The organism is Cupriavidus sp. P-10 (assembly GCF_003402535.2).
Classification (GTDB): Bacteria; Pseudomonadota; Gammaproteobacteria; order Burkholderiales; family Burkholderiaceae; genus Cupriavidus.
The window spans coordinates 2,697,800-2,721,179 of record NZ_AP025171.1 but is presented as its reverse complement, the minus strand read 5'-3'; the positions used below and the strand labels follow the sequence as shown (position 1 = coordinate 2,721,179).

Genomic DNA, 23,380 nt, shown 5'->3' with positions numbered 1-23,380 from the left:
TCAGGCCGCTTCGCCATCCAGCATGTAGCAGTTGCGGCCCGCGCGCTTGGCGCGGTACATCGCGCTGTCGGCGCGGTGCAGCAGCGGGTCCAGCCGAGGCGACTCGGGCACGGCGCAGACCGCGCCGACGCTGATCGTCACCACGGGCTGCACCGGCGTGCCGCGGTGCGCAAGGCCAAGCTCGCGCACCGCTGCGACCATGCGACGCGCCACGTCGCGGGTTTCCTCGCGCGATGCGCCGGGCAGCACCGCCGCGAATTCCTCGCCGCCGAGCCGCGCGCAGAACTGCTCGCCGGCCACCGTGCCGGCCAGCGCGCAGGCGATCTGGCGCAGGCAGTCGTCGCCGGCCAGGTGCCCGTGCAGGTCGTTGTATTGCTTGAACAGGTCGACATCCAGGATCAGCAGCCCCAGCGCCTGGCCGCGCTCATGGGCGCGGGTCACGGCGGCGAGCGACTCGCGCTGGAAGTAGCGCCGGTTGGGGATGCCGGTGAGCGCGTCGACGTCGAGGTCGGCCTGCACCTGCCACAGCTGCTCCTCGGTCTGGCCAAGGCGCGCGGTCAGTGCCAGCTCGCGCGACTGGAAGCGGCTGATATCGCGCATGAACACCAGGCTGCCGATCTGCCTGCCGTCCAGGCGCTCGACCCGTTCCACGGTCAGCTCGAACGGGGCACCCGGCGGCACCAGCGGCGTGGCGGGCGCAAGGCCGGGTGCGGCCTGCGCCGAGTCCAGCGCCGTCTCCCATCCGGCCGGCACAGGGCTGCCGCGGTGCAACTCCGGCCACAACTGGGCTGCCGCCGGGTTGAATTCGACCACCGCGCCCTTGGCGTCCACGATCACGCAGCCCTCGCGCAGCGCATCGAACACGCGCAGGCGGGCGTAGTGGCCAATATCGTCCAGGTGCGTGCGCAGCGCGCAGAACCACACCAGCACCGCCATCAGCGAAAACGTGGCCGGGGTCAGGTCGCCGCCCAGCGGGCCGGTCCAGCGGTTCAGGTAAGCGACATGGGCAATCAGCGGCAGGGCCAGGCCGCCGGCCAGGATGACGCGGCCGCGGCGCGACAGGGCGTCGTTGGGCACTTCGGCCGTCATCAGGAAATACCAGCTCAGCGCCAGCAGCGAGTAAGACCAGAAGGCCACCACGACGTAGCCCGCGCCATGCTCGAACACCGCGCCGGGCGAGACCCCGGGCGGCATCAGCGTAATGCGTGTCCAGACCAGGTGGTGCCGCTCGTTGGTGAAGACCAGCACCACCGTCACCACCGCCGCCAGCACCGGCAGCCACAGCCGCGACCATGGCACCACGTAGCGCGGGCGGCTCAGGTGCACCATCGCCACCAGCCAGCCGATCGGCACCGCGACGATGCCGATGTACTGGATCTTGGCCCACAGGATGCGCCCGGGCAGGTCGGTCGAACTGATCTCAAGCAGGCGTCCGCCGCTCCAGACCACCGCGCCGAAGGCCAATACCAGGAACGCCTGGACGGTGGGGTCGTCGCGCCGGGGCCAGGTGGCAATGGCCATGCCGATGCAGCAGACGACGGCGACGGTAAGCAGCAGGACCAGTGGATATGAGGGCATGAAGCGGGGCGCGTCCTGAACCAGTCCTGTGTGGAGGTCCGCCAGCCGGGACGGCAGGGATGGCGGACCAGGGTGTCATGATTTGCATGATACCGGGGTGCGCGCGTTGTCATGGCAAGGCGCGCAGGAAAAATTGGCCGCGGCGTGCGGGCACGCGCCGCCACGGCGCCCTTGCCGGGTCAGCCCGCCCGCGGGCGCGGGGTTTCCCGGACCAGCCAGGCAGGGATGTCGGTGACCGCCTGCGCCCCCGCCGTCCAGTCCGTCAGCGAGCCCTGCATGAACAGGTGGCCCCAGCCATCGAGCCATTTCTGCTGGGCGCGCGCCAGCAGTTCCAGCATCGCCGAGGCATAGTGCAGCGGGCCGCCCAGCAGCGGCATCTCACTGGCGATCTCGCGCGCGTACAGGGCCTCGGGATCGTGTTCCATCAGCAATCCCACGGTGTCGAAGCGCATTTCGTCTGCCATGCTGCGGGCAAATTCGAGGTTCAGTTCCGCCATCCGGCGCCAGGTCTCGGCGAGATCCGCCTGCATGGTCTGGAGTTGTTGCAGGCTGGCAAAGCCTGTCGTGAAGAAGGCAGGGAATGGCCAGAAGGCTTGCGTTGCGGTCATCATCACGGGCATCTCCGGTAGGGGTCCACAGGTTGCGCCGGCCGCAGGGTGTTGGCGACACCACACCATGTTGCACTGCAAACGACGTCTGACTAGCTTAGGCAGACGAGGCGCGCTTTGCCATCGCCAATGCCGCTCGCGCCTTCACTTGCAGCCCAGGCGCCTCGCCAGCTTGTGCAGGTTGCTGGCGTCAACGCCGAGCTGCCGCGCCGCCTGCGCCCAGTTACCGCCCTGGGCCAGCAGCGCCTGCTCGATGCAGGCGCGCTGGGTCTGGTCGACGGCGTCGCGCAGGCTTGTACCGGGGACGATTGCTGGCTGCGCGGAATGGGCGGAATGGGCGGCATGAGCGGCTTCCGCCAGCCCCGCAGGCGGCGCGTCGAGTCCGTCCAGGTCGAGCAGGTCCGCCTCCAGCGTGACGATGTCGTTGCGGCCGGCGCCGCGGCTGACCGCGCGCAGCGCGGCACGGCTGAGCACGTGCTCGAGCTCGCGCACGTTGCCGGGCCACCGATAGCGCCGCAGCGCATCCTGCGCCGCCGGCGACAGGCGCAGGCTGCGCAGGCCCAGGCGGGCGCGGTTCAGTTCCAGGAAGCGGCCGGCAAGCAGCAGCACATCGTTGCCGCGCTCGCGCAGCGGCGGGATCGGGATCGGATAGACCGACAGGCGGTGGTACAGGTCGGCGCGGAACGAGCCGTCGCGCACATGCTCGCGCAGGTTGCGGTTGGTGGCGGCGATCACGCGCACGTTGACGCGGCGTGGCCGGTCCGAGCCCAGCCGCTGGATCTCGCCGTTCTGCAGCGTGCGCAGCAGCTTGGCCTGGATCGACAGCGGCAGCTCGCCGACTTCATCGAGGAACAGCGTGCCACCGTCCGCCGCCTCGAAGCGGCCGGGGCGTTCGCCCGTGGCGCCGGAGAAGGCACCGCGGGCGTGGCCGAACAGCTCGCTCTCGGCCAGCGACTCCGGCAGCGCCGCGCAGTTGACGTGCACCAGCGGCTGCGCGCGCCGGCGCGACTGGCGGTGCAGCCGGTGCGCGAACAGCTCCTTGCCGACGCCGGTCTCGCCCAGCAGCAGCACCGGCAGCTCGGTATCGGCAACCACTTCCAGTTCGTGCAACAGGTTGGCGATGGCCGCGCTCTGGCCGACGATTTCGCCGGTGATGTCTCCGGCGCCGGCGGTGCCTTCATCGGCAACGGGTTTGCCCCGGGCCACCTGCAGCGCCAGGATCTCGGCCTCGAGCCGGGTGGTCCGGATTGCCGCCTCGACGACCACGGTGAGCCGCTGCAGCTCGGCCTGCGCGGCGGCGTCGAAGGTGCCCACGGCCAGCGCATCGAGCGTCAGCACGCCCCATGGCTGCCCTTCGACCTCCAGGCTGGTGCCCATGCAGTCGTGCACCGGCAGCGGCTCGCCCACGTGCTCGTCGATCAGGCCGTCGTACGGGTCGGGCAGCACGCTGTCGTGGTGGAAGCAGGTCACGCCGCGCCGCGCCAGGATCGCCGCCAGGCGCGGATGCAGGCCGACGGCAAAGCGCCGCCCCAGCGCGTCGCCGACCAGGCCGTCGACGGCCATCGGGCGCAGGTGGTCTTCTTCCAGCCGCAGTAGCGCCACGGCGCCGCAGCGGAAATGCGCGCGCAGGCCGCTGACCAGGCGCTGCAGGCGCACGGCGTGGGGCAGGTCGGCGACCAGGTCGGCGAGCAACTCGGGAACGATGGCGGGATTGGCCATGGTGAAAAACACCGTATAGGGTTATTTATACCACTGGGAGTCTAGGGTATTTATGACCGTTCGTGTTGCAACCCATTGATCTGGCGTGGTTTTTTTCAGGCACGCTCTTCGCGTTATGTCATGCAGACGCAACTTTCCACACAGGAGCACCTCATGACCTTCCAGGACCAATCGCTCGGCCAACTGGCCCGCCGCATCCCCGGCGCAACGCGCATCTTCCATGACTATGCGCTCGACTTCTGCTGCGGAGGCAAGCAGACCCTGCGCGATGCCGCGCTGGAAAAGGGCCTCGATGCCACCGCCATCGACAGTATCGAAGCCCGGCTTCTTGCCCTGCACGACGACGCCGCACCGGCCGGACAGGACTGGAATACCGCGACGCCGGCCGCGTTGATCGACCACATCCTGACGCGCTTCCACGCCCGCCACCGCGAGGAGTTGCCCGAACTGATCCGGCTGGCGCGCCGGGTCGAGCAGGTCCACGGCGACCGGCCCGATTGTCCGCTGGGCCTGGCCGACCACCTGACCGAAATGCTGGGCGAGCTGGAAACCCATATGCAGAAGGAAGAGCAGGTGCTGTTCCCGATGCTGACGCGCGGCATGCACGCCGCCGCCGGCCGGCCGATCACGGTCATGCGCATGGAGCATGACGACCACGGCGTGGCCCTGCAGCGGCTGGCGACGCTGACCAACGACATCACGCTGCCGCGCGCGGCCTGCAATACCTGGCGCGCGCTCTACCTGGGCCTGCGCGCGCTGCGCGAAGGCCTGATGGAGCACATCCACCTGGAAAACAACGTGCTGTTCGAGAGCGCCATCGTGTCCGCAGTGGACGCCGCAGCGCCCGCCACCGGTTGCGGCTGCGCGGGCCACGCCTGAGCCGCGCACCAGCCATCACAACCAACGACATCGCATCATGGGTTCCTACCGCAGACTCTGGTTCCTGCTGATCGCCGTACTGGCGGTCACTTTCTCCCTGCTCGGCTACTACGGCGTCGAGGTGTACCGGCAGGCCCCGCCAATACCGGCCAAGGTGGTCACGGCTGAAGGCCGCACCCTGTTCACCGGCGACGAGATCCTGGACGGCCAGACCGCCTGGCAATCGGTGGGCGGCATGCAGCTCGGCTCGATCTGGGGCCACGGCGCCTACCAGGCGCCGGACTGGACCGCCGACTGGCTGCACCGCGAACTGACCGCGTGGCTCGAGCTGGCGGCGCAGGACGCGTACGGCCGTCCGTACGACAGGCTGGCCGCGCCCGAACAGGCCGCGCTGCGCGAGCAATTGCGCACGGAATACCGCGGCAATGCCACCGATCCGGCCAACAACGTGCTGACCGTGTCGAACCGCCGCGCGCAGGCCATCGCCAACACCGCGGCCTACTACGACCAGCTCTTCTCCGACGCGCCGGCGCTGCATACCACGCGCGAGCACTTCGCGATGAAGGAGAACACGCTGCCCAGCGCCGAGCGGCGCCAGCAGATGACGCATTTCTTCTTCTGGACCGCCTGGGCCGCGTCCACCGCGCGCCCCGGCCATGAGGCCACCTACACCAACAACTGGCCGCACGAACCGCTGATCGGCAACCAGCCGACCAGCGAGAACGTGGTGTGGTCGGTGATCAGCGTGGTGGTGCTGCTGGCTGGTGTCGGCTTCCTGGTCTGGGCGTGGGCCTTCCTGCGCGGCAAGGAAGAGACGCCGCCGCAGGCGCCCGCGCGCGACCCGCTGCTGTCGGTGGCGCTGACCCCGTCGCAGCGCGCGCTGGGCAAGTACCTGTTCCTGGTGGTGGCGCTGTTCGTGTTCCAGGTGTTCCTGGGCGGCTTTACCGCGCACTACACCGTCGAGGGGCAGAAGTTCTACGGGGTCGACGTGTCGCAGTGGTTCCCGTACGCACTGGTGCGCACCTGGCATATCCAGAGCGCGCTGTTCTGGATCGCCACCGGCTTCCTGGCCGCGGGCCTGTTCCTGGCGCCGCTGATCAACGGCGGCAAGGACCCGAAGTTCCAGCGTCTCGGCGTCGATGTCCTGTTCTGGGCGCTGGTGGTCGTGGTGGTGGGGTCGTTCGCCGGCAACTACCTGGCGATCGCGCAGAAGCTGCCGCCGCACCTGAACTTCTGGCTGGGCCACCAGGGCTATGAGTATGTCGACCTGGGCCGGCTGTGGCAGATCGGCAAGTTCGCCGGCATCCTGATCTGGCTCGTGCTGATGATGCGCGGCATCCTGCCGGCGCTGCGCGCGCGCGGCACCGACCGCAACCTGCTGGCGCTGCTGACCTCGTCGGTGGTGGCGATCGGGCTGTTCTACGGTGCGGGCCTGGCCTACGGCGAGCGCACCAGCCTGACGGTGATGGAGTACTGGCGCTGGTGGGTGGTGCACCTGTGGGTGGAGGGCTTCTTCGAGGTCTTCGCCACCACCGCGCTGGCCTTCATCTTCGCCACGCTGGGGCTGGTGTCGCGCCCGATGGCGACCACGGCCAGCCTGGCTTCGGCATCGCTGTTCATGCTCGGCGGCATTCCCGGCACCTTCCACCACCTGTACTTTGCCGGCACCACCACGCCGGTGATGGCGGTCGGCGCCGCGTTCAGCGCGCTGGAAGTGGTGCCGCTGATCGTGCTGGGCCATGAGGCCTGGGAGAACTGGAGCCTGAAGCAGCGCGCGCCGTGGATGGCCGACCTGAAGTGGCCGCTGATGTGCTTTGTCGCGGTGGCGTTCTGGAACATGCTGGGCGCCGGCGTCTTCGGCTTCATGATCAACCCGCCGATCGCGCTGTACTACATCCAGGGCCAGAACACCACGCCGGTCCACGCGCATGCGGCGCTCTTCGGGGTCTATGGCTTCCTGGCGCTGGGCTTCACGCTGCTGGTGCTGCGCTATGTACGGCCGGCCTACCGCCTCAGCCCGGCGCTGATGAAGACCGCCTTCTGGGGCCTGAACGTCGGCCTGGTGCTGATGATCGGCACCAGCCTGCTGCCCATCGGCATCATCCAGTTCCTGGCCAGCGTCGAGCATGGCACGTGGTATTCGCGCAGCGAGGCATTCATGCAGCAGCCAATCCTGCAGACGCTGCGCTGGGTGCGCACGTTCGGCGACGTGGTGTTTATCGTCGGCGCGGTGTCGTTTGCCTGGCAGGTGGTGCTGGGGCTGGCGAACCGTACCCCGGCTGCGGCGGATGCGGCGGCTGTACGGATGAAGGCGGCTGCACGTTGAAGCGCGCAGCGCGGCGGTAGTAACGACAGTATTGAAGCAGTAAGAGGTAAGGAGAGGCAGTACTTGCCCGCCCGGTTTCCGGGCGGGCGTTTTTTTTAGTTGTAGCCCAGCACCGCGATCGTCGCGACGTCCGGCCGATCGTTTGAGTTGTCCGTCAGCACTTCTGTCGGCGTCCTTTGCGCGAGGGCGCGAGACTCGGATCTGACCTGGCTCATCGAACGCGGCCCGGCCTGCGGCGACTGCCGGGTGGCGCCAGGCCACGATATGTGTGAGGGGTCGATGCCCATGAAGGAGTTCATATGCGTTTAACGGTAGGAAGTGCTTCAGAATGACGGCTCTTGTTACGCGCGGCCGGCTGAAATGGCCTGAACATGGCTCTCGTTGGATTTCTGGGTCCGGCTGCGCTTGATGATCCCGAATACGATCAGCACCACGGGAAGGATCAACAGGCCTTCCGCGAGCTCGGGATCGACGGGTAGCTTTACGACATGCAGCGCCTTTAACCCCGCTGCCGCGATGGACAACACGTAGTACGAGATCGCGGCAACCGACAGCCCCTCGACGGCATGCTGCAGGTGCAGCTGGTTCCGCGCGGTACGCTCCAGTCCGGCAAGCAGCCTGGTGACATCGCGTTCCTGGGTCAGGTTGACGCGGGTGCGGAGCAGGTCGACCGCCCGCGCGACCCGTGCCGCGATCTGCTCGTGGCGCGACCAGACGCTCCTGCACGTCTCCATGGCGGGTCCGAAACGTCGCTCCATGAACTCCGAGATCGTCGGCATGCCTTCGATTCGCTGTTCCCGCAACTCCTGGATCCGCGCCAGGACGATGCGCTCATACGCACGCGAAGCGCTGAAGCGCCCGCTGTGCCCGGACAGCGATTCCACGCGCACGGCCAGTTCGGTAAGCCTGTCCAGCAGTCCCGCATCGTCCTCGCCGGCGCGACGGGCGTCCATGGCCCGCATCAGTTCCTGGAGCGACGCGTGGATGTCGTCGAGCTCCCGGCCCAGGCTGCGTGCGACCGGCAGCGCAAGCAAGGCCATCATGCGGTACGTCTCAATCTCGTAGAGCCGCTGCAGCAGCCTGCCGCCCTGTTCCTCGCGGAAGTCCTCATCGATCGCAAGGATGCGCATGTAGCCGTCAGCCCGCACATTCCAGTCGCAATAGACCTTGCCCCCGCCAAGCACATCGCTGCCGACGAGAATCGGCCCGTCAAGCCAGTGGCGCAAGTCCGCGCTCACGGCAGCCGCGGCATGCCCGGACAGCAATTCCATGCGGACCGCATGAAACCGCTTGCCCGCCAGCAGGCTGAGCCAGTCCGCCGGCACACCATGGATGGCGAGGTCGTTGAAGTAGTCGGTGTCGTCGCGCGGACTGACGAACGTGAAGGTGGAGAACTCGGTGTGCCGCTCCCACTTCAGCTGCCAGCCGAACGGAGATTGCATGGCGTAGTGCGTGACGCCGTCCATGGGTAGCGGCATGCCTGTCTGCTCGCACAAGGTGCGAACGAGAGACTCGTGGATCGCAGGATCCTCATCCGAGTAGATCGCATAGTGGGTCAATGACACGCTGCCGCTGAGCCGAAGAAAGGGTCGGGCGTGCAGTTCAGCGGCCAGGGGGGCGCGTAGCGGGTGGTCGACGAGTGACGAAGCGGCTTTGTTGTCCATGCTCGGATGGCGGTACCGGAATCCCGCGGTCTAGGCGTGGCGCGAGGTTGCGGCCACGTCTCTGGTTGCTGTCTGACGAAATATCGCATGCCCATTTCAAGAAGAAAAACGCATAATGTTGATTGTTGCGTTCAGTTTTCCTGATACTTATGAAGATGCTCGACCACGACGTTCTCGCCACGGTCGTCGCCGTCGCCGAGACCGGCAACATGACCCGGGCCGCAGAGGCGGTGAACCGCTCGCAGTCCGCTGTCAGCATGCAAATCAAGGCACTTGAGGAGGCGCTTGGCCGGCCTTTGTTCGTGCGGCGGCCGCGCAGCATTGTGCTGACGCATGAGGGTGAAGTGCTGCTGGGCTTCGCACGGCGCATGCTGGCCCTGCACGACGAAGCCTGGGCCGCGGTCGTACGGCCCGAGGTGACGGGTAAGGTAGCGATCGGCGTGCCCGACGACTACGCGTCATCGCTGCTGCCCTCGGTGTTGAAGAAGTTCTCGACGACGTATCCGAAAGTGCAGATCCAGGTAGTCGGCCTGCCCAGCAGCGCGCTCGCACCGCTGGTCAAGGACGGCACGGTCGACCTGGTCTGCGGCACGCGCGTGAAGGGCTTGTCTGGCGACTTCATCCGGTACGAGCCGATGGCGTGGGCCGCCATGGCGAACGGGCCGCAGGTCTGGGAGGACAGGCCGTTGCCTATTGCCGTGTTCATGCCGGGGAGCGTGGCGCGCGAGAACGCGATCCGCAGCCTGGATCGGGCACGGATTCCGCATCGAACTTCGTATGAAAGCCCGAGCCTGCTGGGTTTGCTCAGCATGGTCGAGGCTGGCCTGGCCGTCGCGGCGCTGGCCCGATGCGCGATTCCACAGCAGTTGGCCGTGCTGGGACAGGCGCATGGCTTGCCCGACCTGCCTCCGCTTGAACTCATCCTTGCACGGAGCGCGAAGTCGAAGCGTCCGCCCTGCGATTTCCTTGCCGAGCAGATCATGACGGACCTTCGGGCAGGAGCAGCGCAGGCTTAGCACCGTCGCATGAATTAAGGCGTCGCTTAACAGGTGGATTGTCTCCGCTGCGCCGGCACGATGCAGACATGGCTAACCCCTGCGGGATAGTCCATACTGCATTGCGTGCATTCTGGCTCTAACCAAAAAATCCAAGGAGCTAGCCATGAAGCTGACCTGCGTTGCCGCCCTGGCCTTCACACTTGCCGGATGCGCCATGAACCAGGGATCGCCGGCCAATCCACAGGCATCCCGCACGGAATCCTGCAAGCAGACTTCAGAGCAGGAAATCGCCGCGCTGTTTGATCGATGGAACCAGTCACTGCAGACAGGCGATCCCGACAAGGTGGTGGCCAATTATGCGGAACGGTCGATCCTGCTGCCGACGGTATCCAACAAGCCGCGCCTGACCCCCGCCGAGAAGCTGGACTATTTCAAAGAATTCCTGCAAAGCCGACCCTCCGGAAAAATCGACTTCCGCAATATTGAGCTGGGCTGCAATTACGCGGTGGATGCCGGCATCTATACCTTCACGTTCGCACGAACGGGCGCCGTCGTTAAGGCTCGCTATACGTACACCTATCGCTGGACTGGTTCGCAATGGCTGATAACAAGCCATCATTCGTCGGCGATGCCGGAGAAAACCTGACGCAATCCTGGCTTCAGGAGCCCTTGCGCCCGGCCATATGATGCAGGTACGCCAGCAGGTCCTTCAGGTCAGCATCGGATAGCGTCTTTTCGCCGATTGCCGGCATGCGCGCGCCGGGCCACCAGCGCAGTGACTGCGGGTCGCGGATAAGCCTGGCCAGCTTGTCGTCGCCCATGTACTCCACCGCGCTGTACGGTACGTTGAGATCCGGGCCAAGGTGAGCATCGCCAACCTTGTTCAGCGAGTGGCAGGAGAAGCAGACGCGCTGGAACGTCGCGAAGCCGCGCATGACGGGGCCATCGGCTGGCTGGTCGGAGGCGGGCCGGATGGCCGCAAAGCGCTCCGCGGGCGATGCGGTGATATCGATGCGTACGATGTTGTAGGTCCAATGACTCTCGTTGACCACGGACGCGGCGCGCCCCGATGGCAGCGTCCAGATCAGGCGAAACGGCCCGATACCCTGGCCCTTGAGCTTCGGCCACGGCTTCGCGGGATTCTCTATCGCCAGCCAGGCCCGCGGCGCGTCGGCGCCATCGGCAAGCAACATCCGGAGCGGCAGGTGAGAGACATAGCCATCGCTGGCCGCTGTCGTCGCGGTCGCGCCGGCTTCCGCGGGCATGCCGCGCAGCAGGGAGGCCACCGGAATCGCCCTGAACGTCAGCCTTCGCTTCAGGTTGTCGTCGTCGACCGTCACGTCGGTCAGCCGACGGTCCTTTAGCAGCGCATCGACTGTCCAGCTGCGTTGTTGCGTACCGGCCGAAATGACCAGCGTAGCCGGTTCGGCGCCGCTCGCCGGACCCGCAAGAAATGCCATGGCACAACCAAGCGCTCCAACTGACTTTGCAATCCAGGCCTTCATGGGGGTCTCTCCGGAAGCGGGTAACGTGTCGAAGTTCGGGTACAAAATGCGGGCCGAGGGCTCAGTGTAATAAAAAAAGCGGGCAGCCTGCGCTGCCCGCTTCTTCTCCTTCCGCCCTGCCTGTCTACCTCGCGCTGACCGCTACAGCACGCTCCATTGCTTGCTGCTGCCGCAGGACTTCCGTCGTCTGGCCCTTGCCATCCGGTGCCCAGCCCGGAGGCATCAGCAGGTAGCCGATCGCATTCAGCAGGCTGCCAGCGTTGATCATGTCTTTGCCCAGGCCGATCCAGTGTTCGAACTGGTTGACGAACGGGTTTTGCGTGGTGGTCGGGTGGACCAGGCCGTAGCGGCACGGCTCGTCTTCACGCTCTTCCACGTAGGTGCCGAACAGGCGGTCGAAGATGATCAGCACGCCGCCGTAGTTGGCGTCCAGGTAATCCACGTTCGAGGCATGGTGCACGCGGTGCGCCGACGGGGTGTTGAACACTTTCTCGAACCAGCCGAGCTTGGGGATCCAGGTGGTGTGCAGCCAGAACTGGTACAGCAGGTTCAGGCTCAGCGTAGCCAGCACGACTTCGGGACGAACACCCAGGAAGACCAGCGGGGCGAAGAACATCGAGGCGCCGACGATCTTGCCGGTCCAGCCGAGGCGATAGGCGGTGCCCAGCGTCAGTTCGTTCGGCGAGTGGTGCACCGCGTGCGTTGCCCAGAAGAAGCGGATACGGTGCGAGGCGCGGTGGTACCAGTAGTAGCAGAACTCTTGTCCGAGGAAGAGCAGCAGCACGGCCAGCGCGCTGTTGATCTCGACCGTGAAGATGCGGTGCTGCCAGGCAAACGCGAAGATCGGCGTGGCCAGCGACAGCGGCAGCAGTGCCATCAGCTTGCGCCCGACCATGTCGGCCAGCGACAGCCCCATTTCATGCCAGGGGTAGGTCTTGCCTTGCTGGCGGGCCTTGCGTGCCAGGAAGAAGGCCTCGACCAGTGAGATCGCCACGACGAAGACCGTGGCGAAGAGGGTGATCTTGTGGAGGTTGTGCATGATCGTCCAGTGTGGTGAGAGGTGCCGCCTTGCTTTGCGTGCTTGTCGGAGCTGGCATTGCTGCGTCGGTGAGGCAAATGTAGTGGCCGATCGCGGCCAGCGCCATGTGGGAAATATGTCGCCACATGTCATGCCTCGCGAGGCCGCGGCCGTGTAATACCGCGACATGTTTTCCACGTCGAAATTCGCGTGCCTCGCACCTATAGTTCGGTCCGTTGCCGCGCTGCACCGGCCGGCTGAAACCGAAACTGAAGGACCTGTGATGACCTCGAGCTTCTCCCGCCTCTCCAGCTTCCCCCGCTTCCCCCGCGTCCTTGGCGCAGCCGCCGGTACGTTGATCCTGCTGGCAAGCACCCAGGCCTTTGCCTCGACCGTGGTGGTCGCGCCGGCTACCGTGTATGTCCGTCCGTCGGCGGTGGTGGTCGCGCCGCCGCCCAAGGTGGTCGTCAAGCCCGCGCCGAAGGTGGTCGTGGCCTCGGCGCCGCTGCCGACGGTGGTCGTGAGGGCCGCGCCGCTGCCGCGTACCGTCTACGTCGCATCTCGCCCTGTCTACTTTGTGCGGTGATATTGCCAAACCACTGCACGGGTGCCGTATGCGTATCCGTGCACCTTATTCTTGGATCGGCAGCCGATCTGAATTCACAACGCCGGCAGGGGCCGGCAAACGGAGAAACATCATGAAGAAGATGATTGCAGTGCTCGCCATGTGCCTGGCTTCCGCTGGTGCATTCGCGCAAAGCGTAGAAATGCCTGCTGCAGCCAACCCGCGCATGGAGCGTGCGATGCAGCAACTGCAAAGCCGCTTTGCCAGCGCAAACACCACGCACGACGGCAAGCTGACGCGCGAGCAGGCGGCCGCCGGCATGCCGATGGTTGCGAAGCATTTTGACCAGATCGACGCGCAGCGAAGTGGCTACGTGACGATGCCGCAGATCGAGGCTTTTATGGGGCAGATGATGTCGCGCTGAGCCACGCTGGCGGATCTGCCAGCTAGCCGTGCAGGCTGGCAGATCCGGATGGCCGCGCGTACCGGCAGATCCAGGATCCGATCGAGCGGTCTGGAATGGCGGCCAGCCTTAGTGCAGCGTGTAGATAGTCTGCTGCCCCTCGGCATAGAGGGCCATGGCGATCTTCAGGATCTCGTTGCGATGCCGGTCGAAGGAGGCCAGTGCCCCGGCTTCGTCAGAACCGAGGGTGGAGTCGAAATTCTTCAGTACGCGGTCTTCCACAAGAAAGGTAATCTCGCGTGCGTTGTCATAACCCCAGAACCACACGCCATGCCTGGCCTCGTCATAGCTGCGGCTGGGGTTGGGGAAACTAAGTGCCATGTTGTCGTCCTGCGTTCTGCGGGTTGCTACGCTCACTACCAGCGCGAAGCGCTCCCGCTAGTGCGTATCTCCTTTCATGCTCTCGGCTTCCATCGCGGCATGTAATTCCTCATACGCCTCGATTGGCTCCATGTCCTGGTCCACGAACGCTGCAGCGCGCTCGGCGGCGGCCAATGCGTCCCGCGGGATGTCGCTCTGGATGTCGTCCTCTGCACTCGGTGGCAGCAGCATGTCCTCAAGCATCCCGCGCAACTCAGGCGTATTCCATGGCTTGCCCAGCCTGGCCTTCCTGTTCAGGTAGTGGCGAATTTCCGAGTCTTGCTCGGCGGTGAGTGGAAGCCCGCGAAAGGTGGGGTCCGTGTTGTGGTGGATCATGATGCGCCTCCCGAAGCGGTCTGCGCTTTCAATGAGAGATTCCCTGCGTGCGATGCGTGCGATGCGTGCGATCACTGTGCCGCGTGTCGGCGGCCAACCGATTCATGACTTCTTCTTGGCCGCACCTTCGTTCCCAACCCTCGAGTGAACCGTGCTGAACGGGGTTGCCGGGACCGATGGCTTCTTGGGCTGCTTAGGCTTTTTCGCTTCGCGGGTGCTGCGTAGTTGACTCTTGGCCATGGCTTGCTCCTGGTGGGTTGTTTGCCAAGGTGGCAATCCCAGCATACGCGCTCAGCAGCCCTAGCAACATGACTTTCATGACGTTCGCATGAAAAAGGCGCTCTGGCAGCGAGCCCGGTGCCACCCGCAATACGTGAGGAATGTGCGGCGTTGCGGCAAATGGCTCGGCGGTCGTCACCAACACCCACTTGCGCTGTCTCGTCCGCCGGCGAAACTACACTAGAACCATCGTCCTACCCACGCGCCAAGGAGCAGGGCATGCAGTTTCTCTGGCCGCAAATGCTCTGGCTTTTGCTCTTGCTCCCCCTGCTGGCAGCCGCTTACCTGTACCTGATTGCGCGGCGCAAGAAAATTGCGCTGTTGTATGCCAGTCTTGCGCTGCCACGCGCCGCGCTGGGTCGTTGCCAACGACTGCGGCGTCACATTCCGCCGCTGCTCTTCCTGCTCGCGCTGGGCGCGGCCCTGCTGGCCTGCGCCCGTCCCGCCGCGACCATCACGCTGCCGTCCGACACCATCACCCTGGTGCTGGCCATGGATACCTCCCGCAGCATGGAGGCGACCGACGTCGCGCCCACCCGGATCAGCGCCGCCCAGCAGGCTGCGCGGGATCTCATCGTCGGGCTGCCGGCCAGCGTGCGCCTGGGCATTGTCTCTTTTGCCGCCACGGCAACCGTGGTGCTGCCCCCCACCGACAACCGGGCGGACATGCTCGACGCGATCGATCGCTTCCAGCTCCAGCGCGGCACGGCGACAGGCAGCGGACTGATCCAGGCGCTGGCGGTGTTGTTCCCCGACGATGGCATCGATCTGGAAGCGATCCTCTTCAGCGGCGAGTCGCTCGCACCCGGGCCGGGCGGCAGATCGCTGACAGAAGCCGCCGCGGCGGACGCGGTCCGCAAGCGCGACCGGGAGCGGCCGGCGGCGTTGCCCGGCTCTTACCGGCACGGTGCGGTGATCCTGCTCAGCGATGGTCGCCGCACCACCGGCCCGGACCCTCTGGACGCCGCGCGCATGGCTGCCCAGCGCGGCTTGCGCGTCTATACCGTGGGCTTCGGTACGGCGCAGGACGCGGGATTGTCAGCGTCGAGCCTGTCTTACCACATGCAGCTGGATGAACCCACCTTGCGCGCGGTCGCGACTCTCACTGACGGCGAGTACTTCCAGGCTGGCTCGGCCGCGGACCTGACGCGGGTGTACCGCCAGCTGAGCGCCCGTTTCGCGCTCGAGCGCAGGGAAGTCGAGATCAGTGCCTTGCTGGCGGCGGCCTCGGTCCTGCTGCTGGTGGTGGCGTGCGGGCTGTCGGTGCTGTGGTTCCGTCGGTGAACTGAAGCGCCGGCGCCCGGTTCGGCACCCGCTGCGCGGCGACTGCCCGTTCAGCGCGCCCTTGGCACCGGCTTGCCATGGGCGCGCGCCAATAGTTTTCCGATATACCCGAATCGCCATTCCATATTAGTCAGGCAACCGTCGCATCCATAGACTGAACACTGTTTCATTCAACAGGAGTCGAAATGGACAAGAAACGAGTTGACCTGTACTGGGATGTCGGCAGCACGAACACCTACTTCGCCATCAAGCTGATCAAGCCGATCCTTGAGCGCCATCACGCAGAACTCGTCCTGCATCCCTACAACCTGGGGTACGTCTTCCGCAACAGCGACTACGAGCTGATGAAGGAGCCGAAGGCGAAGCTCCGCTACCGCAAGCGCGACCTGATGCGCTGGGCGGAAAAGTACAATCTTCCGTTCCAGATCCCCAGGCAGTTTCCGATCAAGTCGAGCAGGGTTCTGCGCGGCTCGCTTGCGATGCGACGCAAAGGCCTGGAGCTGGAGTTCGTCGAACGCGTGATGGAAGCGTACTGGGAGCGTGGCGATGCCGGCATCGTCGAGTATGCCGGCCTGCGGCCGATCGTGGAATCTCTCGGCGTGGACTTCGCCTGGTTCGAAGAGGTTGCCGCCAGCGAGGAAATCGGTGCCGAGCTTGCGCAAAGCACGGACGCGGCCGTCGAGCGTGGCGTCTTTGGCGTACCCATGATGTTCGTCGGAGACGAGATGTTCTGGGGGAAGGATCGAGTGGACTTCATGGAAGACGAACTTGCGCGCGTTGCGTAGGCCAGCGGTACACAGCCTGCACAGCCTGCTCCGGCGGTTAGGCTCCTACCGTCGGGCAGGCAATATTTTTTTTAGGTCTCGGTCCTGTCGCCGTGGCGGTACAGGGCTCTGGTGAAGAACCGGACCATCACATTGCGGGCGTTGCGCCCTGCGCAGCGCGGCAGAAGCAGGACGACGCCTGAAGACGCCGTCGTATCGAACTCAGATAATCCTGCGTTCCCGCAGCCATTCAAATTCGGCGGCATCCACGCCGGCCATCTCTCGCAGAACTTCTTCGGTGTGCGCTCCCGGTACCGGAGCAGGCGTGTCATAGCCGACCTCCGCATTGCCAAATCGCAACGGGAAAGACGCAGCCTTTACATTCATCTTCGCCTCGGCAAGCGGGTTCCACAGCGACACGGCCATGTTGCGCGCGGCAATCTGCTCCCAGGCGAGCACATCGTCGATGGTGCGAACCGGGCTGCATGGAATCCTGGCGGACCGCATCCGTTGCTCGATCTCCGCCGTGGTCAGCGACAGCGTCCATGCCGACACGATCTGGTCAACCGCCGCATTGTTCGACAAGCGCCATGCGATGGACATGATGTCGGGGTCATCCTTGAGTTCGGAACGTCCCATCACGTCCAGCAGTGTGCGCCAGTCGTCGTTGCTGGCCGTGCCGAGCGTCACCCAGCCATCAGCGCTCTGGTACGCGTTGAACGGAGAGAACCGCATGATCCGGTTGCCCTGCTGGAACGACAGCCCCAGTTCGCGATAGCAATCCAGCGGCTCGTCGAGGATCAGGGACAGCAGGCAGTCGGCCATGGACACATCCACCGACTGTCCCTGGCCGGTGCGCTGCCGATAGTTCAGGGCAGCCACGATTCCGAATGCCGCGAACAGTCCCGCAATGGCATCCGAGAGCGGGGAGCCGGCCTTCGTGGGACCCGCATCCGGCTGGCCCGTGATGCTCATCAAGCCAACGGCCGCCTGCACCATGAGGTCATAGGCCTTGAGGTTCCTTGCGGGGCCGGTAGAGCCATAACCTGTCAGCGAGCAGTAGACCAGCGATGGATTGACTTCACGCAGCACGTCATAGCCGAGGCCGAGGCGATCGGCGACTCCGGCGCTGAAGTTCTCTACCACGACGTCGGCACGCCTGACCATTCGCATGAAGAGTGCCCTGCCTTCCGCGCTCTTAAGGTTCAGGGTGGTCGATTTCTTTGAACGCGCCCGTTTCAGGTAGGCGATACCCATGTCCTGCCGGGAGCGTCGTTCGAAGGAAACGCCGTGCGGGCCGGCGAACGGCGGAGAGAAAGCGGTCGGATCCCCGACATCCGGATCGTCGATCTTGATGACTTCCGCCCCCAGTCCGGCCAGGAACAGGGTGCACTGAGGGCCGGAAAAGAACCGGGTAAGGTCAAGTATCTTGACGCCATCGAGAATCCGCTTGGTCATGGGTTGCCGTTTGCCTGTTTAGACGCACGGCCAGTCTAGCCACGCAACAGGACACCCGGCCAATAGGACTTCGTGGTAGCGGTATTGCGATTCCGTATGGCTAGTCGATCTTCGCGGCGCCGGGCCATGCGCCTTCGGCGACCAGCGCCAGCGCGGTCTCGCGAATCAGTTCCATGATCCGGCGCGCGGCGGAGCTCAGCGGCATGATGTCGAACGTGCAAAGTGAAAGCCGCCGTTGCAACGCAGCACCTGCGATCCGTTGTGCCGCAAGTCCTTCGGTGCCGCCCGGGATCGAAGGCGACAATATCGTCGAACCGACGCCACTTGCGACGACAGCACGAATCGTCGCAAGGGAATCCAGCTCCGCCAACACGATGGGCTTGTGGCCCGCGGCTTCGAAGGCCTCGTCGATAATCTGCCGCGTGATGTTGGCCTTGCCGGGAAGAATCAGTGGCAGCCGTGCCGCTTCCGCGATGGCGATCTCTTCGGGGGGCGGCTTGCCCGGCTGCAGGGGTGAAAGCAGAATCAGGCTCTCGGTCAGCAGCGGCGTTACCTCAAGATGGGATCCCAGCCTGCTCTCGCGCACCGCGCCGGATCCGTCCACGCGCTCGAACAGCAGGCTCATCTCGATCCTCCCGTTCACCACCAGCTCCTGGAGGTGACCGCTGAGGCTCTCTGTAATCTGCAGCTGGATATCCGGGTACTGCCTGCCCGCAGCCGCAAGAAGCCGGGGCGCAAGTATCGTTGCCGCACTGGTTGGAAGCCCGACCGAAACAGTGCCTTGCGGATGCTCGCCGGCATGCTGGACGTCTTTCTTCATCAGCTCTGCCTGACGCAGCATGGCGCGCGCGTGGCGATAGAACACATCGCCTGCCTCTGTTGCAACTACGCCTCGCGCGCTCCTGGCCAGCAGCTTCACTTTCAGCTCGTCCTCGAGCTTCGCAATCTGCTGGCTGAGCGCGGGCTGGGCGGTGTACAGGTCTGCGGCCGCCCGCGACACACTGCCAAGCTCGACGATGCGTACGAAGTACTTCAGTTGTCGGAATTCCATGGCTAATGGTAAGGCGCGGCGGCTGGGGTGGGACAGCCATAAGTTTTCGACATGCCCCAAGCGGGACACGGTATTGGCGCGGCGGCCGTGACATTTCTAAGATGGCTCCACCATCAACGAGCCACCTTACCGAGATGATCGACCTCTACTTCTGGAGCACCCCGAACGGCTACAAGGTCTCCATCCTCCTTGAAGAGCTGACGCTGCCCTACAACGTCATACCCGTCCATATTGGCAAGGGGCAGCAGTTTGCGCCGGAGTTTCTGGCCATCAGCCCGAACAACAAGATCCCCGCCATTATCGATCATGACGGCCCTGGCGGACAGGCCATCTCCATGTTCGAGTCGGGGGCCATCATGGTGTACCTGGCCGAGAAAGCCGGCTGCCGGTTCATGCCGCAGGACCCGCGAAAACGGTACGAGGTCCTGCAGTGGCTGATGTTCCAGATGGGCGGCGTCGGGCCGATGCTCGGGCAGGCACATCACTTCCGCAAATACGCGCCTGAGAAGATCGACTACGCAATCGACCGTTATACGAGGGAGGCGCGTCGCCTCTACACGGTCATTGACCGCCGTCTCGCAGATTCCGAATACCTGGCGGGCGATTACTCGATTGCCGACATGGCCACCTATCCGTGGCTGCGCGCCCACAAATGGCAGGGCCAGGACATCGCGGACTTTCCCCATCTCCAGCGCTGGTACTCGGCGGTGCGCGAACGTCCGGCGGTTCAACGTGGTGTTGGCGTACTGGCGGGGAAGGTGGACAAGACAGGCGCCAAGCCCAGCGGCGACCGGTGGGACAACCTGTTTGGCGAGAACCAGTTCGCCACGCGATAGGAGAGGCACATGCCGCAAATCAAAACGCCGATGCTCACCGGATTCCGCGTGCTGGACATTACCCAGATCGTGGCAGGCCCGACCTGCACGCGCATCCTTGCCGAAATGGGCGCGGAGGTGGTCAAGCTCGAGCTTGCGCCGTTTGGCGATCGTACGCGCGTCGGCGGTCTGCGCAGTCAGAAGCCCGAACACAAGCGCTGCTCCCAAAGCACCTACTTTGTCCAGCATAACCACTCAAAGAAGAGCCTCGCGCTGAATCTGAAAAGCGAAAAGGCACGGGAGCTTGTTCTCAGGATGATCACGCAGTTCGACGTACTCGTCGAGAACTTCTCGCCGGGCGTGATGGACCGGTTCGGTCTCGGCTATGAGGTGCTGAAGACGATCAATCCGCGGCTTGTCATGTGCTCCATTTCCCTTGCCGGCCAGCAGGGCATCCTGGCGAACAAGCCGGGCTACGACTATGTTGCGCAGGCGTACGCCGGCGTGACCGACCTGATCGGCGAGGCTGCCGGCAATCCCGCACTGATCACCATGGCCATCGGCGACGCATCAACCGGCGTCGCCGCAGCGATGGCGGTCGGCTTCGCGCTGCTGCATCGGGAACGAACCGGGGAAGGGCAGTACATCGAAACATCACTGCTCGATACCTATTTCAATATGCATGAGGTCGCCATCCCGCGCCTGAGCCTTCGCAAAGGCTACGAACCGACGCGCACGGGATCGCAGCATCCCGACGGCGGCCCGACTGGCATCTTTCGTTGCGCAGACGGTACGTACCTCACGCTGGCCACGCTCCCGCACCAATGGGAGCAATTCGTGTCGGCGCTGGGGCGCGATGACCTGTTGACCGACCCCCGCTTTGCCACTGCGGCGCTGCGCCGTGACAACAACGCGCAACTGAAGGAGATCCTGGAGTCGTGGCTCGGTACGTTTCCGACCAGGGACGCGGCCATCAAGGCACTGGAGCGCGAACGGATCCCCTGCGCGCCAGTCCTCACCCTGCGCGAGGCCATGGAGCATCCCCACCTGCGGGAGCGCGGCGTTGTGCGCACGGTCAGTGATCCTTACGTCGGCGAGTTCCAGATCCCGGGGCCGCCGGCGAGATTTTCGGCCTGGAAGTATTCGTCTTCCCTGAAGGCGGACCTGCTCGGCGAACACAACGAACAGGTCTTGCAGGAATTTGCGGGCCTCGGCGACGACGAGATCGACGCCTTGTATGCCGAAGGTGTGCTGGTTCGGGACAGGCTGCTCGAACCGGAGAGCGCGCCGACGGAAGACACCGCAATGGCACGGTGACCGCCGTGGACGACAACATGGATACCTTTGACCTGTTTGTCATAGGCGCCGGCTCCGGCGGAGTGAGAGCGGCACGTACTGCCGCCGCACTCGGCGCGCGGGTCGGGATCGCGGAACAATCGCGGGTAGGCGGCACCTGTGTGATTCGTGGCTGTGTGCCAAAGAAGCTTCTCGTCACGGCCAGTCGCTACCGGGCGGAAGCCATGGACGCGATCGGCTTCGGGTGGAACCTTGAGGCCAAGGGCCACGACTGGCGTGCGCTGCGCGACGGCATCTCGGAAGAAGTGCTCCGCCTCGAGCATTTGTACCGCAAGGGCCTGGATAGCAGCCAGGTCACGATCTTTGACGAGAGCGCGTCGGTCGAGGCCAGTGGCTGTGTGCGTCTTGCATCGGGCCAGCGGGTGTTCGCCAGGCACATCATTGTCGCAACCGGTGCAGCGCCTGCGCCCCTGAGCATGCAAGGGGCAGAGTATGCGATCACGTCGGACGAGGTTTTTGGACTGCCGCAACTGCCGCGCCGCGTGGCGATCATCGGTGGCGGCTATATCGCGCTCGAGTTCGCTGGCATCTTCAGGGGACTGGGTGCCGACGTGTCGGTGCTTCACGGAGGCCAGACGGTTCTCCGGGGATTCGATGCCGATGTGCAGGCCGGCGTCCTTGCCGCGTACCATGAGCAGGGCATCTCAATGCGATTGAATTGCCAGGTTCGCCGCATCGAAACCCTGACGGTGGGCTATCGCGTGACCGATCACGCAGGACAGTCTTTCGATTGCGACGTTGTCATGAACGCGACCGGCCGCTTGCCAAACACAGCTGCTGCGGGCGGCGTACTCGCGCTGCGTCCGAACGGTGCCATTGCCGTGGATAGCCGCTACGCGACGTCGCTGCACGGCGTCTACGCCATTGGGGATGCGATCGGCCAGTTGAACCTTACGCCGGTCGCCATACGGCAAGGACAGTGGCTCGCACAGTCGCTGTTTGGGGCATCCCAGTCGTGTTCGCCGGACTTTGGTTTCACGCCGACGGCAGTCTTCTCCACGCCTGAGATTGCGAGTGTCGGGATGAGCGAGCAGCAGGCGCGCGCCGCGCATCCCGAAATCACTGTCTACCGCGCGAACTTCCGGCCAATGCGGGCGATGCTGGCCAGAAGCCCCGAGCGCGTCATGATGAAACTGGTCGTCGACAAGCGCAGTGACCGGGTCCTTGGCCTCCACATGCTGGGGCGCGATGCCGCGGAAATCGTGCAAATGGGGGCGATATCGCTGCAGCGAGGCATCACCAAGCGTGAGTTCGACCAGACCGTTGCATTGCATCCCAGTGTTGCGGAGGAGTTCGTCACCATGCGAAACCACGACTGAAGATCATGGTGGTGTGGGAGGCAGAGCAGTTGTCACAAAAGAAAACATGTCGTAAGGAGACAGGCCATGAGGTACGTTGCAGCACTCGCCATCGGATTGTTGGCATGCAGTTCTTCCTTTGGGCAAACCTTTCCAACCCGCCCGCTGACGTTGGTGGTTCCGTTCTCGCCAGGCGGGCCGACGGACGTCGTGGCGCGCCACCTGGGGGCCGCAATGGGCCGATCGCTGGGACAGTCCGTTGTCGTGGAGAACCGTGCCAGCACTGGCGGCATCGTCGGCTCGGAGGCGGTCGTGCGGGCCGAGCCCAATGGCTATACGCTGTTGATCCATAACATCGGCATGGCGACCCTGCCAGCGCTGACGAAATCGCTCCGGTTCGACCCGACCAGGGATTTCGAATATATCGGGCTTGTCGCCGACGTCCCGATGACGCTGGTTGCCCGTCCAGACCTGACACCGACCGGATTCAGCGAGTTGCGCGCCTACATCTCGGCCAACCAGCGGAGGATCAATCTCGCCAATGCGGGCATCGGTACGGCATCACATCTCTGCGGGCTGATGCTGATGAGCCAGCTGCATTCGGCGATGACAAGCGTTCCGTACAAGGGCGCGGCGCCGGCAATGGTCGACATCCAGGGTGGGCAGGTCGACCTCCTTTGCGATCAGGTAACCACCACGTTGCAACCCATCAATACCGGTCGAGTCAAGGCATATGGCAGCACGACGTCGCTGAGGCTGGCTGCATTGCCAAAGCTGCCCACCCTGCGGGAGCAGGGGCTGGGCGATTTCGAGGTCACGGTGTGGCATGGCATCTACGCCCCCAGGGGCACGCCGAAGCCGGTCGTTGCGAAGCTGGTCAAGGCGCTGCAGGACGCGGTCAGCGATCCCGCGTTCCGTGAGGGAATGCATAAGCTTGGCGCTGTACCGGTGTCGGCAGAGCGCGCCGCTCCGCAAGCGTTGTCTGCGCAGTTGCGAAACGAGATAGCGAGATGGACCCCGGTCATCAGGCAAGCCAGCGCTTTCATCGACTAGTCC

22 protein-coding genes are annotated in these 23,380 nt (G+C 64.8%); 12 read left to right on the top strand and 10 right to left on the bottom strand.

Translation table 11 applies throughout. The features are described 5' to 3' along the window. From CTP10_RS29125 to norR, 3 genes are all read right to left on the bottom strand, one after another. The gene (locus CTP10_RS29125) at window positions 1-1,578 is read right to left on the bottom strand and encodes a histidine kinase N-terminal 7TM domain-containing protein (protein WP_116319004.1); all 1,578 of its coding nucleotides are present in this window, start codon (window positions 1,576-1,578) and stop codon (window positions 1-3) included. Between the two features lie 179 nt (window positions 1,579-1,757). Next, on the bottom strand, window positions 1,758-2,189 hold the full coding sequence (locus CTP10_RS29120) for a phasin family protein (protein ID WP_116319003.1): 432 nt from the start codon (window positions 2,187-2,189) through the stop codon (window positions 1,758-1,760). A 141-nt stretch (window positions 2,190-2,330) separates the two neighbouring features. Next, window positions 2,331-3,905, bottom strand: a complete 1,575-nt coding sequence (gene norR, locus CTP10_RS29115; protein WP_116319002.1) for a nitric oxide reductase transcriptional regulator NorR — start codon at window positions 3,903-3,905, stop codon at window positions 2,331-2,333. 153 nt (window positions 3,906-4,058) lie between these two features. On the opposite strand from norR, the gene ytfE reads away from it, so the two are divergent. Together ytfE and CTP10_RS29105 are read left to right on the top strand one after the other, a co-directional pair. Further along, window positions 4,059-4,784, top strand: coding sequence for an iron-sulfur cluster repair protein YtfE (ytfE, locus tag CTP10_RS29110; RefSeq protein ID WP_116319001.1), 726 nt, complete (start codon window positions 4,059-4,061; stop codon window positions 4,782-4,784). Window positions 4,785-4,821: 37 nt separating this feature from the next. Beyond that, window positions 4,822-7,110 carry a nitric-oxide reductase large subunit gene (locus CTP10_RS29105; protein WP_116319000.1) on the top strand — a complete coding sequence of 763 codons (2,289 nt, stop codon included), beginning with the start codon at window positions 4,822-4,824 and terminating at the stop codon, window positions 7,108-7,110. 341 nt (window positions 7,111-7,451) lie between these two features. Here CTP10_RS29105 and CTP10_RS29100 read toward each other — a convergent pair whose 3' ends face one another. Beyond that, complete coding sequence (locus tag CTP10_RS29100; protein ID WP_116318998.1) at window positions 7,452-8,774, bottom strand: DUF3422 family protein; 1,323 nt, start codon at window positions 8,772-8,774, stop codon at window positions 7,452-7,454. 149 nt (window positions 8,775-8,923) lie between these two features. On the opposite strand from CTP10_RS29100, the gene CTP10_RS29095 reads away from it, so the two are divergent. Continuing rightward, window positions 8,924-9,790, top strand: a complete 867-nt coding sequence (locus CTP10_RS29095) for a LysR family transcriptional regulator (protein WP_116318997.1) — start codon at window positions 8,924-8,926, stop codon at window positions 9,788-9,790. A 145-nt stretch (window positions 9,791-9,935) separates the two neighbouring features. Next, window positions 9,936-10,418, top strand: a complete 483-nt coding sequence (locus tag CTP10_RS29090; protein WP_116318996.1) for an SgcJ/EcaC family oxidoreductase — start codon at window positions 9,936-9,938, stop codon at window positions 10,416-10,418. Window positions 10,419-10,431: 13 nt separating this feature from the next. On the opposite strand, the gene CTP10_RS29085 is transcribed toward CTP10_RS29090, so the two are convergent. Continuing rightward, the gene (locus tag CTP10_RS29085) at window positions 10,432-11,277 is read right to left on the bottom strand and encodes a c-type cytochrome (RefSeq protein WP_116318995.1); all 846 of its coding nucleotides are present in this window, start codon (window positions 11,275-11,277) and stop codon (window positions 10,432-10,434) included. Between the two features lie 124 nt (window positions 11,278-11,401). Continuing rightward, window positions 11,402-12,316: a sterol desaturase family protein gene (locus CTP10_RS29080; protein WP_116318994.1), complete on the bottom strand. Its 915-nt coding sequence runs from the start codon at window positions 12,314-12,316 to the stop codon at window positions 11,402-11,404. 262 nt (window positions 12,317-12,578) lie between these two features. Between CTP10_RS29080 and CTP10_RS29075 the strand changes: the two genes are divergently transcribed. Continuing rightward, on the top strand, window positions 12,579-12,881 hold the full coding sequence (locus CTP10_RS29075) for a hypothetical protein (RefSeq protein ID WP_116318993.1): 303 nt from the start codon (window positions 12,579-12,581) through the stop codon (window positions 12,879-12,881). Window positions 12,882-12,993: 112 nt separating this feature from the next. Then, window positions 12,994-13,284 (top strand): EF-hand domain-containing protein, encoded by a 291-nt coding sequence (locus CTP10_RS29070; protein ID WP_116318992.1) that lies wholly within the window; start codon window positions 12,994-12,996, stop codon window positions 13,282-13,284. A 108-nt stretch (window positions 13,285-13,392) separates the two neighbouring features. Here CTP10_RS29070 and CTP10_RS29065 read toward each other — a convergent pair whose 3' ends face one another. Together CTP10_RS29065 and CTP10_RS29060 are read right to left on the bottom strand one after the other, a co-directional pair. Beyond that, complete coding sequence (locus tag CTP10_RS29065) at window positions 13,393-13,644, bottom strand: DUF1488 domain-containing protein (RefSeq protein ID WP_116319304.1); 252 nt, start codon at window positions 13,642-13,644, stop codon at window positions 13,393-13,395. 57 nt (window positions 13,645-13,701) lie between these two features. After that, window positions 13,702-14,019 (bottom strand): hypothetical protein, encoded by a 318-nt coding sequence (locus CTP10_RS29060; protein ID WP_116318991.1) that lies wholly within the window; start codon window positions 14,017-14,019, stop codon window positions 13,702-13,704. A gap of 498 nt (window positions 14,020-14,517) precedes the next feature. Here CTP10_RS29060 and CTP10_RS29055 point away from each other — a divergent pair, with 498 nt between their 5' ends. Both CTP10_RS29055 and CTP10_RS29050 read left to right on the top strand, forming a co-directional pair. Beyond that, entirely contained in the window at window positions 14,518-15,582 is a 1,065-nt protein-coding gene (locus CTP10_RS29055; protein WP_116318990.1) for a VWA domain-containing protein, read from the top strand. A 185-nt stretch (window positions 15,583-15,767) separates the two neighbouring features. Continuing rightward, entirely contained in the window at window positions 15,768-16,367 is a 600-nt protein-coding gene (locus tag CTP10_RS29050) for a 2-hydroxychromene-2-carboxylate isomerase (protein ID WP_116318989.1), read from the top strand. Between the two features lie 201 nt (window positions 16,368-16,568). Here CTP10_RS29050 and CTP10_RS29045 read toward each other — a convergent pair whose 3' ends face one another. Together CTP10_RS29045 and CTP10_RS29040 are read right to left on the bottom strand one after the other, a co-directional pair. Then, window positions 16,569-17,804, bottom strand: a complete 1,236-nt coding sequence (locus CTP10_RS29045; RefSeq protein WP_116318988.1) for a CaiB/BaiF CoA transferase family protein — start codon at window positions 17,802-17,804, stop codon at window positions 16,569-16,571. 100 nt (window positions 17,805-17,904) lie between these two features. Beyond that, on the bottom strand, window positions 17,905-18,855 hold the full coding sequence (locus tag CTP10_RS29040) for a LysR substrate-binding domain-containing protein (protein ID WP_116318987.1): 951 nt from the start codon (window positions 18,853-18,855) through the stop codon (window positions 17,905-17,907). Window positions 18,856-18,989: 134 nt separating this feature from the next. Here CTP10_RS29040 and CTP10_RS29035 point away from each other — a divergent pair, with 134 nt between their 5' ends. The 4 genes from CTP10_RS29035 to CTP10_RS29020 all read left to right on the top strand — a co-directional run bounded on the left by CTP10_RS29035 (window position 18,990) and on the right by CTP10_RS29020 (window position 23,377). Then, entirely contained in the window at window positions 18,990-19,691 is a 702-nt protein-coding gene (locus CTP10_RS29035; protein ID WP_116318986.1) for a glutathione S-transferase N-terminal domain-containing protein, read from the top strand. Between the two features lie 9 nt (window positions 19,692-19,700). Then, window positions 19,701-20,987 (top strand): CaiB/BaiF CoA transferase family protein, encoded by a 1,287-nt coding sequence (locus CTP10_RS29030; RefSeq protein WP_116318985.1) that lies wholly within the window; start codon window positions 19,701-19,703, stop codon window positions 20,985-20,987. A 5-nt stretch (window positions 20,988-20,992) separates the two neighbouring features. Next, a complete protein-coding gene (gene gorA, locus CTP10_RS29025) occupies window positions 20,993-22,345 on the top strand; it encodes a glutathione-disulfide reductase (protein ID WP_233528085.1) in 1,353 nt (450 codons plus the stop codon). Window positions 22,346-22,411: 66 nt separating this feature from the next. Further along, the gene (locus CTP10_RS29020) at window positions 22,412-23,377 is read left to right on the top strand and encodes a tripartite tricarboxylate transporter substrate-binding protein (RefSeq protein WP_116318984.1); all 966 of its coding nucleotides are present in this window, start codon (window positions 22,412-22,414) and stop codon (window positions 23,375-23,377) included. Window positions 23,378-23,380 lie beyond the last annotated feature (3 nt).